The 15226-nt window shown below is 74.0% G+C and carries 13 protein-coding genes; 1 reads left to right on the top strand and 12 read right to left on the bottom strand.

Annotated elements, in window-relative coordinates; genetic code table 11:
• Positions 1–34: 34 nt before the first annotated feature.
• The 3 genes from ACIP98_RS18810 to ACIP98_RS18800 all read right to left on the bottom strand — a co-directional run bounded on the left by ACIP98_RS18810 (position 35) and on the right by ACIP98_RS18800 (position 4872).
• Entirely contained in the window at positions 35–1066 is a 1032-nt protein-coding gene (locus tag ACIP98_RS18810; protein ID WP_319659348.1) for a LacI family DNA-binding transcriptional regulator, read from the bottom strand.
• Positions 1067–1510: 444 nt separating this feature from the next.
• Positions 1511–4465: a M14 family zinc carboxypeptidase gene (locus ACIP98_RS18805; protein ID WP_319659349.1), complete on the bottom strand. Its 2955-nt coding sequence runs from the start codon at positions 4463–4465 to the stop codon at positions 1511–1513.
• Positions 4466–4671: 206 nt separating this feature from the next.
• Positions 4672–4872 (bottom strand): cold shock domain-containing protein, encoded by a 201-nt coding sequence (locus ACIP98_RS18800; RefSeq protein WP_319659350.1) that lies wholly within the window; start codon positions 4870–4872, stop codon positions 4672–4674.
• Between the two features lie 223 nt (positions 4873–5095).
• On the opposite strand from ACIP98_RS18800, the gene ACIP98_RS18795 reads away from it, so the two are divergent.
• Entirely contained in the window at positions 5096–5533 is a 438-nt protein-coding gene (locus ACIP98_RS18795; protein WP_319659351.1) for a hypothetical protein, read from the top strand.
• Between the two features lie 19 nt (positions 5534–5552).
• Here the strand turns inward: ACIP98_RS18795 and ACIP98_RS18790 are convergent, their stop codons facing one another.
• The 9 genes from ACIP98_RS18790 to ACIP98_RS18750 are packed head-to-tail and all read right to left on the bottom strand — an operon-like array spanning position 5553 to position 15221.
• Positions 5553–6557, bottom strand: a complete 1005-nt coding sequence (locus ACIP98_RS18790) for an amidohydrolase family protein (protein ID WP_319659352.1) — start codon at positions 6555–6557, stop codon at positions 5553–5555.
• Between the two features lie 54 nt (positions 6558–6611).
• The gene (locus ACIP98_RS18785) at positions 6612–7493 is read right to left on the bottom strand and encodes an enoyl-CoA hydratase-related protein (protein ID WP_319659353.1); all 882 of its coding nucleotides are present in this window, start codon (positions 7491–7493) and stop codon (positions 6612–6614) included.
• Complete coding sequence (locus ACIP98_RS18780; protein ID WP_319659354.1) at positions 7490–8314, bottom strand: SDR family oxidoreductase; 825 nt, start codon at positions 8312–8314, stop codon at positions 7490–7492. Before ACIP98_RS18780 ends, ACIP98_RS18785 begins: the two co-directional genes overlap by 4 nt.
• Positions 8311–9849, bottom strand: coding sequence for an SDR family NAD(P)-dependent oxidoreductase (locus ACIP98_RS18775; protein ID WP_401976909.1), 1539 nt, complete (start codon positions 9847–9849; stop codon positions 8311–8313). Before ACIP98_RS18775 ends, ACIP98_RS18780 begins: the two co-directional genes overlap by 4 nt.
• Positions 9846–11135: a beta-ketoacyl synthase gene (locus ACIP98_RS18770; protein WP_319659356.1), complete on the bottom strand. Its 1290-nt coding sequence runs from the start codon at positions 11133–11135 to the stop codon at positions 9846–9848. Before ACIP98_RS18770 ends, ACIP98_RS18775 begins: the two co-directional genes overlap by 4 nt.
• A gap of 4 nt (positions 11136–11139) precedes the next feature.
• On the bottom strand, positions 11140–12516 hold the full coding sequence (locus ACIP98_RS18765; protein ID WP_319659357.1) for a beta-ketoacyl synthase N-terminal-like domain-containing protein: 1377 nt from the start codon (positions 12514–12516) through the stop codon (positions 11140–11142).
• A complete protein-coding gene (locus ACIP98_RS18760) occupies positions 12513–13337 on the bottom strand; it encodes an SDR family NAD(P)-dependent oxidoreductase (RefSeq protein WP_319659358.1) in 825 nt (274 codons plus the stop codon). The genes ACIP98_RS18765 and ACIP98_RS18760 overlap by 4 nt, the downstream gene beginning before the upstream one ends.
• Positions 13334–14248 carry an SDR family NAD(P)-dependent oxidoreductase gene (locus ACIP98_RS18755; RefSeq protein ID WP_319659359.1) on the bottom strand — a complete coding sequence of 305 codons (915 nt, stop codon included), beginning with the start codon at positions 14246–14248 and terminating at the stop codon, positions 13334–13336. Before ACIP98_RS18755 ends, ACIP98_RS18760 begins: the two co-directional genes overlap by 4 nt.
• Positions 14241–15221: a ketoacyl-ACP synthase III gene (locus tag ACIP98_RS18750; protein WP_319659360.1), complete on the bottom strand. Its 981-nt coding sequence runs from the start codon at positions 15219–15221 to the stop codon at positions 14241–14243. Before ACIP98_RS18750 ends, ACIP98_RS18755 begins: the two co-directional genes overlap by 8 nt.
• Positions 15222–15226 lie beyond the last annotated feature (5 nt).

Here is a 15226-nt window from a genome sequence, read left to right as displayed (position 1 = left end):
GGAGAGAAAAACGTCGGGGGCGCGCGGGGCGCGGTCAGAGATGCGGTCTCCCACTGGGCGCCGGACCCGTGGAACCGCGCAGCATGAGCGCCGCGGGTTCCAGTTCCACATGCGGGGTCGCGCCGGTATCGATCGTCTCGATCAGGGCCAGCGCGGCGGCACGGCCCCAACGGGCGGCGTCGGCACGTCCGGTGGTGAGCGAGGGGCGGGTCCAGGAGGCCAGCGGCACGTCGTCGAAGCCGACCACGGAGAGGTCCTCGGGCAGTCTCAGGCCCGCCTCCTGCGCGACCGCCATGCCCGCGGTCGCCGACAGGTCGTTGGCGTACACGATGGCGGTGGGCCGGTCGGGGCGTGAGATCAGCGCCTGCGTCGCCAGCGCGCCGCCCTCGGCGGTGAACCCGCCGGGCAGCACGGGGCACGGGGGCAGGCCCGCCTCGGCGAGAGCGTCCTGGCAGGCCCGCAGGCGCCGCTGGGCGTGCAGGTACTCCTCGGGGCCGGCGACGTAGGCGATGTTCCGGTGACCGAACTCGACCAGGTGGCGTACGGCACCGGCGACCACGGGACGGTCGTCCAGGTTCACCGTGGCCAGGCCCTCGATGCCGCCGTCGGCCCCCACGGCCACGCCGGGCAGACCCAGTTCCCGCAACAGCCCCGGCCGGGGATCGTCCACGCGGAGGTCGGTGAGGAAGACCCCGTCCACGCGCTGGTCGTCCACCAGGCGGCGGTAGGTGTCCATTTCGCGCTCGGGCCGGCAGACGTGCAGCATCAGTCCGTCACCGGAGTCGGCTATCACCGACTCGATGCCCGCCATGAAGGCGGGGAAGAAGGGGTCGCTGCCGATCAGGTCCGGCTCACGGGTCAGCACCAGGCCCACCGCGCGGGCCCGGCCCGTCGACAGGGCGCGGGCGCTGCGGCTCGGTGTCCAGCCCAGCTTCTCGACGGCCGCGCGGACCCGTTGCTGGGTCGCGGCGGCCACTCCGGGGCGGTCGTTGAGGACGAACGAGACCGTGGCCCTGGACACGCCGGCCAGCGCGGCGACATCGGCGATGGTGGGGCGTCTGGCCATGGCGAACTCTCCGGGGACGGCTGCGGACGGGCGCCACCTCGGCATCGTGGGCTCCGTCGGGCGGCGCGCGTCGAGGCACGCCGTCCGGCGGCACCTTCGACGCCGGAAGCAACACGTTCTGTGCTCGCATAACGGTGCAATAACGGCGAAGCGCTTGCGTCACTTGGCGTTTGAACCGGTTTAAACGAGCGATGTCAGGAACCATGGCCGCGATGACGCCGGGTGTCAAGAAGTTGTTTGGAAACGCACGTCGATACGCGTTATTTTGAGCGAAATGTCCTAAATGCCATCAAGGGCACCGACCACCCCTCGGCCCGGCAGGCATGACGCGGCGTTACCGGTGCCCACGCCTGCGAGATGCGCACTCAACGGACAAAAGGGGCGGGCGGCCCGCCCCCGTAAGGGATGCGGACCGCCCGCCGGACGATCAGTGTGCGGTGCGCCTCACCGACGCAGCGCGCCGAGTGCCTTTCCGAGCAGTGCCGCGCGGTCGGCCGCCGAGGCCAGGTGCTCCAGGCCGAAGCCCAGCAGCACGGTGTCCTCCGTGGTGACCGCTCCGTACGTCTGGAACAGCGCACCCGTGCGCGCCCAGTCGTGGACGAGGGCGGGACTGCCCGGGGGCGGCCCCGCGACGGTCCACGGGCCGAACGAGGTCTCGAAGCCCTCGGTCTCGGTGACCGCGCCGCCGATGACGAGCGAGGCCTCGTCGACCTGGAGACCCTGGCCGCCGGAGTTCGGGTCGGTGACGTAGCTGAGCGAGACCTCGACCGTCTTGCCGGCGTAGGCGCTGAGGTCGAAGTTCACCGGCTGCCAGCCCGCGGAGGAGCCGGTGAAGCTGTTCCACTGCCCGGTGGTGCCGGTCGCGGTGCAGCCGTCGGTCCCCGGGGTCAGGTAGTGCTTCAGCCACGGGTGCTCGTCGATGTAGAAGCCGGCCTCGCACTCCGCGGGCACGTCGGTGCCGGTGGCGCCGCCCGTCTCCGGGAGTGTGGTCCAGTCGTCCGCGCCGACGGTGTGGATCTCCAGCAGCGCGTTGTCGTAGCCCGGCTCGGTGCTCCACAGTAGACGGGTGCGGAGCGCGGGCGCCTGGGCCGCGCTCACCCCGGTCAGGTCGATGGTGCGGGTGAGCCGGTTGTACGCGTCGTCGGCGTGGACGGCGGCGGCCATGAAGGAGCCCGCGTACGGCGCGTTCGGAGGCGCGGTCCCGTCGAACTTGCCCGCGCCCGCGCTCGTGAACTGCGGGTAGTCCTCGGGCGCGAGGTTGTCCGAGGTGACGCGGTACGTGCCCGCCCGGTCCAGCGGATTGCCCGGCGCGGCGCCGAGGGGACCGCCGACGCCGCCCAGCGCGCCGGACCCGGTGAAGGCGGTGGGCCCGGCCGTCGACGTGCGCGAGTAGGCGCCCAGGTAGTACTGGCTGAAGTCGTTGGACAGGTTGCCGCCACCGAGGTCGACCGACCCGCCGGCCTGCTCGCCCGCCTCGATCACCTTGCCGCGCTCGTTGAGAAAGGCGCGCAGCTGCAGCTGGGTGGCGTTGCGGGGCGCGGCCGCGCCGGTGTAGTGCACCACCGTGCGGAAGTGCCCGAGGACACCGAGCGCGTCGGGCACGCCCTGCGTGGCGACGTCCCAGACCGCCGCCTTCTGGCCGTTGGCCTTGAGCGCGTCGACGTAGACCTGGGTCTGGGTGGCCGCGGCGCCCTCCTCGGCGACGACCAGCACATCCGCCTTGGGCCGGTCGGCCACGGTGTAGCTGAAGTGCGTGCTGGAGACCCGCTCGCCGCTCTTGGTCTCCCCGGTGTACCAGACCTCGACCGTGTCGCCCGGGTCGCCGTCCCTCACCTTGGCGCGGTACTCGTCGAAGTAGAGGTTGTCCTCGCCGCCGTAGGTCTCGCCGCCGTTCCAGGAGTGCAGGGCCTCACCCTTCGCGGGGCCCCCGTTGACACGGTAGTTGAGCCTCTTGTCGCGCAGCGCCTCACGGACGACGACCGAGACCTCCTGGTCGGAGCCGCGGGAGTACGACGTGGTGAAGGTCGCCGGCGTGAAGTCGGCCGCGTCCAGGCCCACCGAGGAGGACGGGGTGTCCGGGTGGGAGGCGGTCTCCGCGACGGAGAGCGCGAAGGGGATGTTCTTCTCGAACTCCTGCTGGATCAGCGTCTCGTCGTCCGGGAAGTTGAAGACGGACTGGCAGTCGGCCGCCCGCCACTGGTCGTCCGGGTCGCTGTTGGAAGCGGTCTGGCAGGTCGACATCTCGGGCGTGAACATCGCCATGCCGTTGACGTTGGAGGCGTGGCCGTCGGCCTCGCCATTGGTCGTGTACAGCTCCGAGGAGACCTGCGGGTGGTAGCCGGGGATGGCGGAGTTGTCCGGCGTGCCGGCGAGCGAACGGTACAGGACGTCGTCGGGGGTGTCGGTCGCCACCTGCCAGCCGACGCCGTACAGGAGCAGTTCGGCGGCGGAGTGGTAGTTGATGCCGTAGGTGAAGTCGACGTGCTTCTCGAAGGCGTCCAGCGCGCGCGTCTCGGGCTCGGAGGCGGGACTCGCGCCGCGGTAGGTCTCGCTGGCGGGGCTGGGCGAGGAGCCCTCGTCGTCGTAGCCCCACTTGTAGCCGAAGTTGCGGTTGAGGTCGACGCCGTCGCCGGCGGATATCACGCCGTCGTTGTTGACGTCCCGCAGGTTCTTGCGCCACAGGCGCTTGCCCGGGTCCTGGAAGGTGTAGTCGTAGCCGTCCGGGTTGGCCGAGACGACGAACCACAGCTCGGTGGAGTCGACGAGCTTCTTGATGCGCGCGTCGGTCGCGTAGTGGTCCAGGTAGTAGTGCATCAGCCGGCGGGTCATCTCCGGCGTGATCCACTCCCGCGCGTGCTGGTTGGACATGTACAGCACGGAGGGCTTCGAGCCGTCCTTGGACCTCTTCGCGTCCTTGGTGAGCTTGAGCGCCAGGATGTCCTGGCCGCGCACCGTCTTGCCGATGGAGACGACCTTGGTCAGACCGGGGTTCGCCTGGCCCGCGGCCAGGATCTCCTCCTTGATGCCGCCCGCCCCGCTGTACGGCCGGAACACGCCTTCGGCCGCGCTCTGCACGCGCGCCTCGGACCTGGCGGCGAGGGCGTGCTCGGTGAGGGGCACGCCCTTCTCCTCGAGCTGCGCGGCCTGCCGGTCGGTGAGGTAGACCTCGACCGTGGCGGTGCCGCTCTCCGGCGCCTGCTCGCTCAGTTCGTGGCCGTCCTGCCCCGCTTCGAGCAGCAACGGGATCTGGCTCTTGGTGACTTCCGCGCGGAACACCTTGACCTCGTCCGCGTCGCCGCCGGCCGGGATCGGGCCCCGGGCCTGGGCGACGGGCGCGATGGCCGCGCTGCAGAGTATGAGAGCGCCGGCGATGACGGTCGTTAAGACTCTGGGTCTCACGACTCTCCTTCACATGGGTCTCGACAAGAACGCCAATACCATAAGAAGTTCACGCGCCAGTCAAGGGTGTCTCAAGGCGCGCTCTCGTCACCGCGACCCCGCGGGCACCAGCGCCCTGTGTCGGCCGGAAGCACGACGAGCGGGGCCGTCCTCCCGGCGGAGGGCGGCCCCGCTCGTACGGGCACGGCCCGCGAGCAGAGGGCGGATCAGCCGCGAACGATGTTCTCCGCCTGCGGGCCCTTCTGGCCCTGCGTCACCTCGAAGGTGACCTGCTCGCCTTCCTGGAGCTCGCGGTAGCCGTTACCGACGATGTTGGAGTAGTGGGCGAACACGTCCGGCCCCCCGTCCTGTGCGATGAAGCCGAAGCCCTTTTCGGCGTTGAACCACTTCACGACTCCAGATGCCACCGTGTCCATCCCTACATGTGCCGACGTGGCAGCGCACCCAGGTGCGCCGACGGGCCCCCGCGGCTGCGGGCCCCCGAGCCTGCTTACCCGAGGATGCGGACGTCTATCCCCCGACGGACCCCCCAACCGCGCGGATGTCCTCCCACCGGCCCGCTCGGCGGCGGGACTTGGCCGGCAGGCCCGCGAGTGGACCCGGAGCCCCGGTTCCGGGCACCATGCCGGCGTGAGCGTCATCGTCAGGTTCTTCGCCGCCCCGGACCACCAGGCGGCCGCCGCCGTCGTGGAGCGCGGCCCCGAAGGGGTCTTCGAGTCGTCGTACTTCGGCAACTTCGACCCGGACGAGGCACTGGTCGAGTGGCAGGGCATCCTCACCGGCCGCGGTTTCGAGGAGCTCGTCGCCGCCGGTGAACCCGAGGTCGTCGCCGGCCCCGACGACGGGGAAGGCCCCCTGCTGCTCGCGGTGTCGACGGCTCTCACGGAGGCGCTCGCCGTCGCGGGCCCGGACCGGATCGCCGAGGCCGGCCGCACCCGGTCCCTCGATCGGGCGGCGGACGGCGAGGTGATCGACCCGGAGACGGCGGTCCTGATCCTGGGCGACCTGGCCGCTCTCGCCCGCGGCATCGGCGGGCGGGGACACCGCCTGTACTGCTGGACCGCCTGAGCGCGGTCGCGTCCGGGGCTCAGACCTCGCCCTCGCTGCGGGCCAGCAGCGCTCGGGCGTTGCCGTGGAGCCACGCCGCGGTCACGTCGGAGGGCAGCCGGAGCGCGGTGAGTTCGTCGGCGAGGACCGCGACGGGGACGGGGTTGACCCAGGTGGACGTGCCGAACAGGACCCGGTGGCGGGCCAGGCTGGTGGCGTGGTGCAGGAGCGGGGCCCAGCCGGAGCCCGGGGCGGGCATGCGGCGCGGGCGGTGGGAGGAGAACTCCAGGTACACACCCGGGTGGCGGGCGGCGGTGAGGAGCATGTCCTGGACGTCGGGCCAGCCAGCGTGGCCCGCGACCAGCAGCAGGTCCTGATGGCGGGAGGCGAGGGTCTCGACGGTCCGCCAGCTGCCGAGGCCGGTCGGGTACCGTGCGGCGAAGTGGTGGCCGGTGTGGAGCCACACCGGCAGGCGCAGCGCGGCGGCGGCGTCGAACACCGGGGCGTAGCGCGGGTCCAGCGGGTCGGTGCCGTCCAGGAACGGGATGACGCAGAGCCCTCGCGCTCCCCCGGCGACGGCCCGCTCCAGCTCCCTCAGTGCCGCTGCCGGGTCGCGCAGGCCGATGCCGGCCCAGACGTGAACACGGTCGCGTACGGCGGCGGTGGTGTCGAGGAGCCATGCGTTGACGGTGCGCCCGTCCGGGCGCAGCTCCTGCGATCCCATGGCGAACTCGGCGACCACGCCCTGCCGTTGCCGCGCGGCGAGATGGGCGTCGAGGTCGAACCGCGGCCGCCCGGGCGGCAGCAGCACGTCGACCGCGTCCTGCCAGCGGCGGGCGAGCGCGTCGCGGTAGTCCTGGTGCGCGGCACCGAAGGTGCGGCAGAAGGCGCCGGAGAAGACGTCCAGGTACTCGGGGGCGTTGTGTGCCAGGCGGGCGAGGTACAGGCGCCATCCGATGTCGTCGTAGACCAGCGAGCAGGCGTCCACGACGGGCGGGCGGTCGCCCGGGGCGCTGTCGGCGGGGGACGTTGCGGGCGTGTTCACATCGCTCCGGGGGTGTGGGCGGCCTGGCCTTCCGCCCGCCGGGCGGGCAGGGGGTCAGGCGCCGGTGAAGCGGGGCCGCCGCTTCTCGGTGAAGGCGGCCAGGCCCTCGGCGGCGTCGGCGACGGTGGCGTGGGTCCGCAGGTGGTACGCGTCCTGCAGCCGCAGCCCATACTCCGCCGGCTGGCCCCAGCTGCGTTCGCGCAGCTCCTTGAAGAGGCCGACGGAGGCGGTGGGCAGGGCCGCGAACGCCGCGGTGAGCGCGCCGAGTTCACCGTCGAGCTCATCGGGCGCGCACAGCCGGTCGAACAGGCCCAGCCGCAGCGCCTCCTCGCCCGCGACCATCCGTCCGGTCAGGTAGATCTCGGTGGCCCGGGCCGGCCCGGTGAGCCGCGACATCAGCACGACGTTGCCGACGTGCCCGACACCCGCCAGGCAGCTGCCGATCGCCGCGTTGGTGTCCGCCAGCCGGTAGTCCGCCGCGCAGGCGATCTCGGCCCCCGCCCCCGCCGCGGCGCCGGTCAGCGCGACGACGACCGGCTTCGGCAGGTGGAGCATCGCCTCGCAGACGCGCAGGTAGTGCGCGTCGGAGGTGAGCGGGTCGAAGGGGGCGTCGGCGCGGTCGCCGAGCCTCCAGCGCCGGACGCTGTCGACGTCGTCTCCGGCGCAGAAGGCCCCGCCGTTGCCGGTGATGACGACGACGCGCACGCTGGTGTCGTCGCCGGCGCACAGCAGCCCCAGCAGCAGGTGCCGGGAGAGCCCGGCGGTCAGGCTGTTGCGGCGGTGCGGCCGGTCCAGGGTGAGGGTGGCGACGCCGCCGGACTGCCGGGCGCGCAGCGGCACGCCGTCGTCGCCGTCGACCCGGTCGGCGAAGTCGGCGAACGACTGCGTGGCCGCGCCGGCCCACTCGTCCACGGGCCGGGCGCTGTGCGGGCTCATGGGGTGGTCTCCCTGACCGGACGGGCGTGGGCCGGCGTATCGGGGGTGCCGTTGATGTGGTCGGTCATGGCGTGCCGGGTGGCGGCCCGGCTCGCGGTCGGCTCGATGCGGATGACCGGTCCCACGCAGGCCCGTGCGGGGCGTTGCAGCAGCCAGTCGACGGTGTCGGCGATGTCGTCGGGGGTGAGGACGTCGTCGTCGGACACGCCGAGGTCGGCGGGGCGGGCCGCGAGCCGGGTGGCCACCCAGCCGGGGGCGACGGTGACCGCGCGGATGCCGTGGTCCCGGTTCTCCTCGTGGATGAGCTCGGTCAACCGGTTGAGGGCGTGTTTGCTGACGCCGTATCCGCCGGTGCCCGGGACGACCTCCGCACCGGCGCCCGAGCCGATGGTGACGACCCATCCGTAGCCGCGCTCGCGCATACCGGGCAGCACATGGCGCGCGAGCAGGAACGGCACGGTGAGGTTCACCTGCAGCTGCCGGTGCCAGTGCCGCTCCTCGCTCTCGTGGATGGGCGCCAGCCGGACGGTTCCCGCGCTGCACACGAGCAGGTCGACCGGGCCGAGGACCCGCTCGGCCCCGGTCACGGCCCGTTCCGCGGCGCCGGGCCCGGCCAGGTCCATCGCCAGCGGCAGGGCGACGCCGCCCGCGGCACGGATGCGGTCGGCGACCGCGTCCAGTTCCGCGGCACGGCGCCCCACGAGTGCCACGGCGGTGCCGCGTGCGGCGACCCGCTCGGCCACGGCCGCGCCGATCCCGGACGACGCGCCCGCCACCAGGGCGACCTCCGGGTAGAGGGCGGTGCTCAACGGGTCGTTCACGCGGGCTCCTTGGTGGTGTGACCGGGACGCAGAGGGGCGATGTCGCCGAGTCCGAAACCGCCGTCGACGCGCAGGACCGCGCCGGTGACCCGGGCGGCCGAGGGGCCGAGCAGGTGGCCGCAGACCGCGGCGACCTCCTGGGGCAGGCCGACCCGGCCGGCCGGGATGCGGCTGATCCAGCCGCGCCGGTGGGCGGGACCGGCGGCGTCGCCCATCGGTGTCTCGATGATGCCCGGCGCGACGCAGTTGGCCCGGATGCCGTGGCGGGCCACCGACACCGCCAGGCAGCGGGTGTACTGGACCATCGCGGCCTTGCTGGCCCCGTAGTAGTCCAGGCCCGCCACCGGGCTGAGCGTCGAGCTGACCGAGGCCACCGCGACCAGCGACCCGGGCACGCCGTCCTGGCGCCAACGGCTCGTCAGGTCCTCGGCGACAGCGATGTAGCTGTGCAGGTTGACCGCGAACGTGCGGCCGGCGGAGGCCGGGTCGCCGCCGGGCGGGCTGAAGCCGAGGTGTCCGGCCGCGTACAGCAGTCCGGACACCCCGCCCGCGGCTTCCTGGGCGCGCTCCCCCAGCGTGGCGGCGTCGAGGGGGTCGGCCAGGTCGCACCGCAGCGTCCAGGCCCGCCGTCCCAGGGCGGTGATCTGCGACGCCACGTCGTCCAGGGCCTCGGTGCGGCGCGCGGCCAGCACGAGGTCGGCGCCGCGTTCGGCCAGGTGCAGCGCCGCGGCCCGGCCGATGCCGCTGCTCGCGCCGGTGACGAGCACGCGGGCGCCGGCGGTGCCGGGTCCGGTCACCGGCGGTGCCGCGGACGGCTCCTGGGACGGTTCACGGGACGGCCGCGCCGGGGCGGGGGCCGCCGCCGCGTCGGCGAGGGCGGGGATCTGGCCGAGGCCCGCGCCGCCGTCGACGGGCACCGTCTCGCCGATCAGGTAGGAGCAGCCCGCGGACAGCAGGAATCCCACGGTGCCGGCCACGTCGGCGGCGGTGGTGGCCCGGCGCTGCACCAGGTAGCGCAGCAGCCCGGCCTCGGCCGTGGCCGGCAGCGCGTGGCCGAGGGCCGGGGCGTAGCCGGTGCGGACGGTGTTGGCGGCGACGCCGTACCCGGCCATGCCGGTGGCCAGGTGCTGCCACCAGGCCAGGTCGGCGGCGAGCCGGGCGTGCCGCTCGGGGTCGGTGCCGGTGTGGGTGCCGCTGCCGGCGTCGGTGACGAGTACCAGCCGGCCCCGGCCGGCGGCGGCCATGGCGTCGGCGGCGGCCAGCACGCGGCCCCGGTCGAGGCCGCGCGCGGCGTCCGCGCCGTAGGCCTCCTCGCCGATCAGCAGCGCGCAGTAGGCACCGGGCGGCCCGGAGTGTTTGTACGGGGCCTCGGGCGCGAACCCGAGGCCGGCCAGGGCGCCGGACAGCGCGTCGGCCGCGGCGGGGCCGGCGCCGGAGGCGTCGATGACGACACGGGCGCCGAACGGCGCACGGGGCGCGTCGTGCCCCGCGTCGGCCGCGGCGGGCAGCTCGGCCGCGCTGTGGACGTCGGTCATGGCAGGTCGCCGCCTTCGTGTTCCAGGAGCATGCTCGTGGCGTCGCCGCCCGCCCCGGAGGACAGCACCAGGGCGCTGTCGCCGGTGGTCGGCCGCCCCCCGGCGAGCACGGGGGTGCCCGGCAGGTGCCGGTAGGGCACGACGGTGTTGGCGCTGGGCGCGATCCGGCCGTGGTGCAGCATGAGCAGGCTGCCGAGCAGTTTCACCAGACCGCCGGTCCCGGCCACGTGCCCGAACACCGCCTCCTGGTTGGTCAGTACGAGCTCGCCGCGGTAGCCCGTCGCCTCCCGGGCCCAGGTCAGCGCCTGGCACAGGTGGTCCTCGACGAATCGGTTGCCGTCCGCGTAGTCGTTGACGAAGGCCACGTCGCCGGGTGTCCGGCCGGCCGAAGCGAGCACGGCGCGGATGTCGCGCACGACGTTGTCCGGGGGGCCGGTGGCCACCGTGGACGGGCCGTTGCTGCGGGAGCTGCGCAGATGCGCCCGGTGCAGCAGTCCCGGTCGTGCGCCGGTGGCCGCGGGGTTCTCCAGGACGAGGGCGACGGCGCCCTCGCCGGTGGCGTTGCCGGTCTGCGTCTCGTCGTGCGGCCGTACGTCGGCGGGGTCGCCGGACAGCGAGGACGCGCGGTAGCCGCTGCGCCCGGTGTGCGCGGTCCCGGCGACGAAGACCGGGTCGACGGTCTGGTCGACCCCCACCACGACGGCCCGGTCGATGTCTCCGCAGCGGAACATCTGCTGCGTGACCTGGAGCGCGCGCAGCGCCACATTGCACGAGCCGGCCACGCTCAGGGTCTGGCAGGGCAGTTGGAGCGCGGAGGCCACCGTGCCGACGACGCTGGGCGGGGTCCCGGTGAGCCAGTAGTCCATGCCGATCGCGGTCATGCCCTTGGCCTGGGCGGTCGCGTAGTAGCGCTCGGACTCGGGGAACGCGAACTGCAGCGACGCGGCGACCAGCGCCGTGCGGTCCGGGTCGAGGTCCGAGGCGGTGAGGCCGGCGTGGGCCAGCGCCTGGCGCACCGCGGCGGTGGCGAGCAGCCCGGCCCGGGAGGAGCGGCGCAGGGTCCGCTCCGGCAGCGGCAGCTCCGTCAGCGGGTTCCAGCCGTTCACGGTTCCGGCCAGCCGCAGCGGCAACTCGGGGTGCGCGTACGGCGACAGGCAGCTGACACCGTCGCGGATCAGGTCCCAGAAGGTGCCGATCCCGGTGCAGGCGGTGCCGTGCGGACCGGGCAGGACCATCCCCGCACCGGCCAGCCGCAGCAGGGGCGGCGGCGAGGGTTCGGCCGACATCGGTTCAGCAGACATCGGCACCGCCCAGCAGCAGGGCGCTGTTGACCCCGCCCACCTGGTAGTTGAAGCTGAGCGCCCGGGAGAAGCTCAGTGGCCGGGCAACGGTGCCCGGCACCGGGTCGAAGGTGCACACCGGCGACGGGGTACGGCAGTTGGCCGTCGGGCAGACCTGGCTCTCGCGCATCATCATCAGCGTCAGCGCCGCGCCCAGGTTCCCCAGCGGTGCGCCGCTGTGCCCGAAGCAGGCCTCCTGGGAGCTGAGCAGCACCTCGTGGGAGCGGTCGCCCCACAGCCGGCGCACCGCGTTGGCCTCGATGCGGGTGAACAGCGGGTCTCCCTCGCCGCCCCCGTTGACGTACGGCACCTGGTCGAGCGAGGTGTGGTCGCCCAGGCAGCGGCGGGCCGCCTCGGCGAGCCCGGTGCCCTCGGTGTCGATGGCCACGGCGCTGTCGAGGCCGCCCCTGGTGGTGGCCTGGCCGAGCAGCGCCCCGTGTGCCCGGGCACCGCGGGCCGCGGCGTGCTCCCGGCTCTCCAGGACCAGGGTCACCGAACCGTCGCCGTAGTTCATGCAGTCCCCGGCCGCGTCGTAGGGCCGCATCGGCCGGTCGTGGCGGGGGTCGGCCGGCGGGTCGCTGTTGTGCCGGACGGCGACGGCGCCCTCGCGCTCGACGACCTCGCGCAACCGGTGCCCGTGCAGGACGCGTTCGGTGTCGAAGCGGTCGACCCCGGTGACCACGACCAGGTCGGCCGAGCCGTCGGCGATCATCATGCGGGCCAGGCCGAGCAGCACCGACGAGGAGGCACAGCCGCAGCTGACCGTGAAGGAGGCGCCGGTGCTGGCGAGCAGCGCGGCCTGCACCGGCCCGACGTCGCTGGAGGTGCCGGCCACGACCAGGCGGACGAAGAGCGACTTGGCGTCGGCGGGGCTGATCGTCGCGGGGTCCGCGTCGTGCCAGGCGCGGTAGCTGTCGTAGTTGCTGTCGACACCGGCGCGGGCGGTCAGCACGGCGGCCTGCCGCAGGTCTCCCGCGCGGTGGTCGAGTCCGGCGTCCGCGCAGGCCTCGGCGAGCGAGACCAGCCCGTAGAGGTGGACGTCGGCGTAGCTGCGCAGGTAGCGGGTGGGCATCTCCGGCAGCAGTTCGGTGAACGCCTCCCGGGCGCCGCGGACGACGCCGTGGTGGAAGCCGTCGCGTTCCACGTGGCTGGTGCCCGTGGACGCGGTCTCCCAGACCTGTTTGCCGGTGCGCACCGGTTCCTCCCCCGCGCCGGGCAGGCAGAAGCCCCAGCCGGTCACGAGGGTGTCGCGGGGGCCCGGCGTGAAGGGCCGGGCGGGCGGGCCGGGCAGGCGTCCGGCCTCCGCTGCGCGGTACGTGTCGTTCACAGGGCGCCCGCGTCCACGTTGACCGCCTGCCCGGTCATGCCGCCGGACAGGTCGGAGAGCATGAACAGCACCTGGGAGGCGACCTCCTCGGGCCGGACCAGGCGCCGCAGGATGGTGCTGCCGACCGCGCGCCGCAGGTACCGCTCCCAGGTGAGGTCGGGCGGTCCGTGGTGCTTGGCGACAGCGGCCATGAAGGCGTCGCCGTAGCGGTCGCCGTCGGTGGCGGCCGGGCTGTCGGTGAGGCCCGGGCACACCGCGTTGACGCGGATCCCGAAGGCGCCGAGCTCGGCGGCGAGCGCCTGCGTCATCCCGTTGAGGCCGAACTTCGCCGCGCAGTAAGAGGTGTTGGCCGGCAGTCCGCGCTTGCCCGCGACGGAGGAGACCATCACGACGCCGCCCCTGCGGCGCTCCATCATCCCCGGCACGACCGCCCGGGCGACGCGGAACGCGCCCACGAGGTTGCTGTCGAGGGTCGCCGTCCACTGCGCCTCGTCCTGGTCGCACAGGAACGCCTGGTTGCGGGCCTCGCCCGCGCAGTGCACCAACTGGTCGACCGGGCCGAGGGCTTCCTCGGCCGTCCGGACCGCCGACCGTACGCCCTCGGCGTCGGTGAGGTCGGCGGGCACGGCCACCGCCCGGCCGCCTGCGGCCTCGATGTCCTCCGCCAGCAGGCGCAGTTGCTTCTCGTTGCGGGCCAGGAGCGCGACCTGGGAGCCGTGGGCGGCGAGCGCGGCCGCCAGGACGGCGCCGATGCCGCTGCTGGCACCCGTCACCAGGGTCGTCCGACCCGCCAGCAGGGTGGGTGCGAAGCCGCTGATCATGCTGAGTCCTCCACCGTCGTCGGGTGAGTCGTGGGCGTGGCTGCGGGCCGGGGCGTGGCCGCGGGCCGCCGGGCGCCGGCCGCGGGCGGCGGGACCCGGGCGGGCAGTCCGCCGCCGTCGACCTCCAGCACCGTGCCGGTGAGCGAGGGGTTGTCCGCGGCGAAGACGACGGCGTCGGCCACGTCCCCCTCGTCGCACCAGCGGCCCAGCGGCACGTGGCGGAGCAGGTCGTCCATGTACGCGGCGTGCCGGGGGCTGGCCGCGGTGCGGCGGCGCAGCGCCTCGCCGTCGAGCACACCCGGTGCCACGGCGACCACACGGATGCCGTACTCCCCCAACTCGACGGCCCAGGTCCGGGTCAGCGACTCCACGCCCGCCTTGGCCGCGCAGTACGCCGACTGCCCGTAGGCGCCGTGCCGGACGGTCGAGGAGATGTTGACGACGACGCCGTGCGTCCCCGCGGCCAGCATCGCCTGGGCCGCGTGGCGGCCGACGAGGAAGGTGCCGGTCAGCAGCAGCCGTACCGTGTCCTCGAAGTCCGCCAGCGGGTGCGGTGACAGCAGGGGCGTGCCGTCGCCGCTGTCGCGGACGCCGACCAGCCGGCGGGAGAAGTTGTGCCCGGCGTTGTTGACGCACAGGGCGAGCGGCGGCGCGTCCGCGGCGAGCCGGGCGAACAGCGCGGCCACCGACGCCTCGTCGGTGACGTCGGCGGGTACGGCGTGCAGGGTCAGGCCGTCGCGCGCGGCCTCCTTCACGCACAGCTCCAGGCTGTCCCGGTCGCGTCCGCAGATCACGGTGTGCCGGCCCTCGGCCGCCAGGCGCCTGGCGATGGCGGCGCCGAGTCCGCGGCTGCCGCCGGTCACCAGGGCGGTGCCGCGGGCGCCCGGGCCGGAGCGGTTCACGTCAGACACGGAAGAGCAGACCTCCGTAGTACCAGCCCGAGCCGACGGCCGGGGTGTAGCACAGGTCGCCGGGGCGCAGCCGCCCGTCGCGGGACATCTCCGACAGCACGATCGGCACCGAGGCGCTGCCGGTGTTGGCGCGCGTCTCGTAGTTGGTGACGAACCGCTCCTCGGGTATCGCGAGCAGCTCGCGGACCGCGGTGTGCAGCTGGCCGGTCCCCGGGTGCGGGACCACCCAGTCGATCTCGTCCATCGTGATGCCCGACCGCGCGAGCACGCGCTCCGCGAGGTCGGCGTGCGACTCGGCGGCGACCTTGATCAGGTCCGCCTGGCTCTTGATCCAGCCGTTCGGCGGGTAGACCGTGACCGTCTCCCGGGCCGATCCGTCGCTGATCACCAGCGAGTCCCAGAGACCGTCGTCGTCGCCCGCGGCGGTGTCCCGCGTCAGCACGGCGGCGCCGGCCGCGTCACCGACGATGAGTTCGCCCTTGCTGCCCGGGCGGACCCGGCGCGAGAAGCGCTCGCTGGACATCACCACGGCCGTGCGCCAGTGCGGATGCGTGGCGAGCATCGCCGACGCGGTCTGCACCCCGTGGACGAAGCCGACACAGGCGGCGCACACGTCGAAGGCCAGGGCGCGCCGGGCTCCGAGCAGCCGGGCCGCCTCCGGGCCCCACTCGGGCACGAACTGCCGGTCGGTCCAGTTGCTGAAGACCAGCAGGTCGACCTCGTCGGCGTCCTTGCCGGCCTGTTCCAGGGCGGCCCGGGCGGCCCGCACCCCCATGTACGGCGGCGTCTCCTCCTCGTCGGCCACGTGCCGGCCGCGCACGTCGAGCCGGCCGATGACGGCCGCGTCCACCGCGTTGCCGCCGCCCCCGTCCGCGTCGTCCATCGCGTTCTCCACACGGTGGCGCGGGTAGTAGTGGCCGTACCCGGCCAGGCGCAGGCCGCTGCCGCGCCACAGGGGGATCTCGTCGTCCATGCCTC

It is taken from the genome of Streptomyces sp. NPDC088354, assembly GCF_044753585.1.
Classification (GTDB): domain Bacteria; phylum Actinomycetota; class Actinomycetes; order Streptomycetales; family Streptomycetaceae; genus Actinacidiphila.
Note: the sequence above shows the minus strand (reverse complement) of the source record. Positions and strands in the feature narration are given on the sequence as shown.

What these genes read in the sequence shown, in the direction of transcription:
- ACIP98_RS18770 (WP_319659356.1), bottom strand. Translation starts at nt 11,135, where the DNA reads ATGTCGGCCGAACCCTCGCCGCCGCCCCTGCTGCGGCTGGCCGGTGCG.
- ACIP98_RS18750 (WP_319659360.1), bottom strand. Translation starts at nt 15,221, where the DNA reads ATGGACGACGAGATCCCCCTGTGGCGCGGCAGCGGCCTGCGCCTGGCC.
- ACIP98_RS18760 (WP_319659358.1), bottom strand. Translation starts at nt 13,337, where the DNA reads ATGATCAGCGGCTTCGCACCCACCCTGCTGGCGGGTCGGACGACCCTG.
- ACIP98_RS18810 (WP_319659348.1), bottom strand. Translation starts at nt 1,066, where the DNA reads ATGGCCAGACGCCCCACCATCGCCGATGTCGCCGCGCTGGCCGGCGTG.
- ACIP98_RS18775 (WP_401976909.1), bottom strand. Translation starts at nt 9,849, where the DNA reads ATGACCGACGTCCACAGCGCGGCCGAGCTGCCCGCCGCGGCCGACGCG.
- ACIP98_RS18785 (WP_319659353.1), bottom strand. Translation starts at nt 7,493, where the DNA reads ATGAGCCCGCACAGCGCCCGGCCCGTGGACGAGTGGGCCGGCGCGGCC.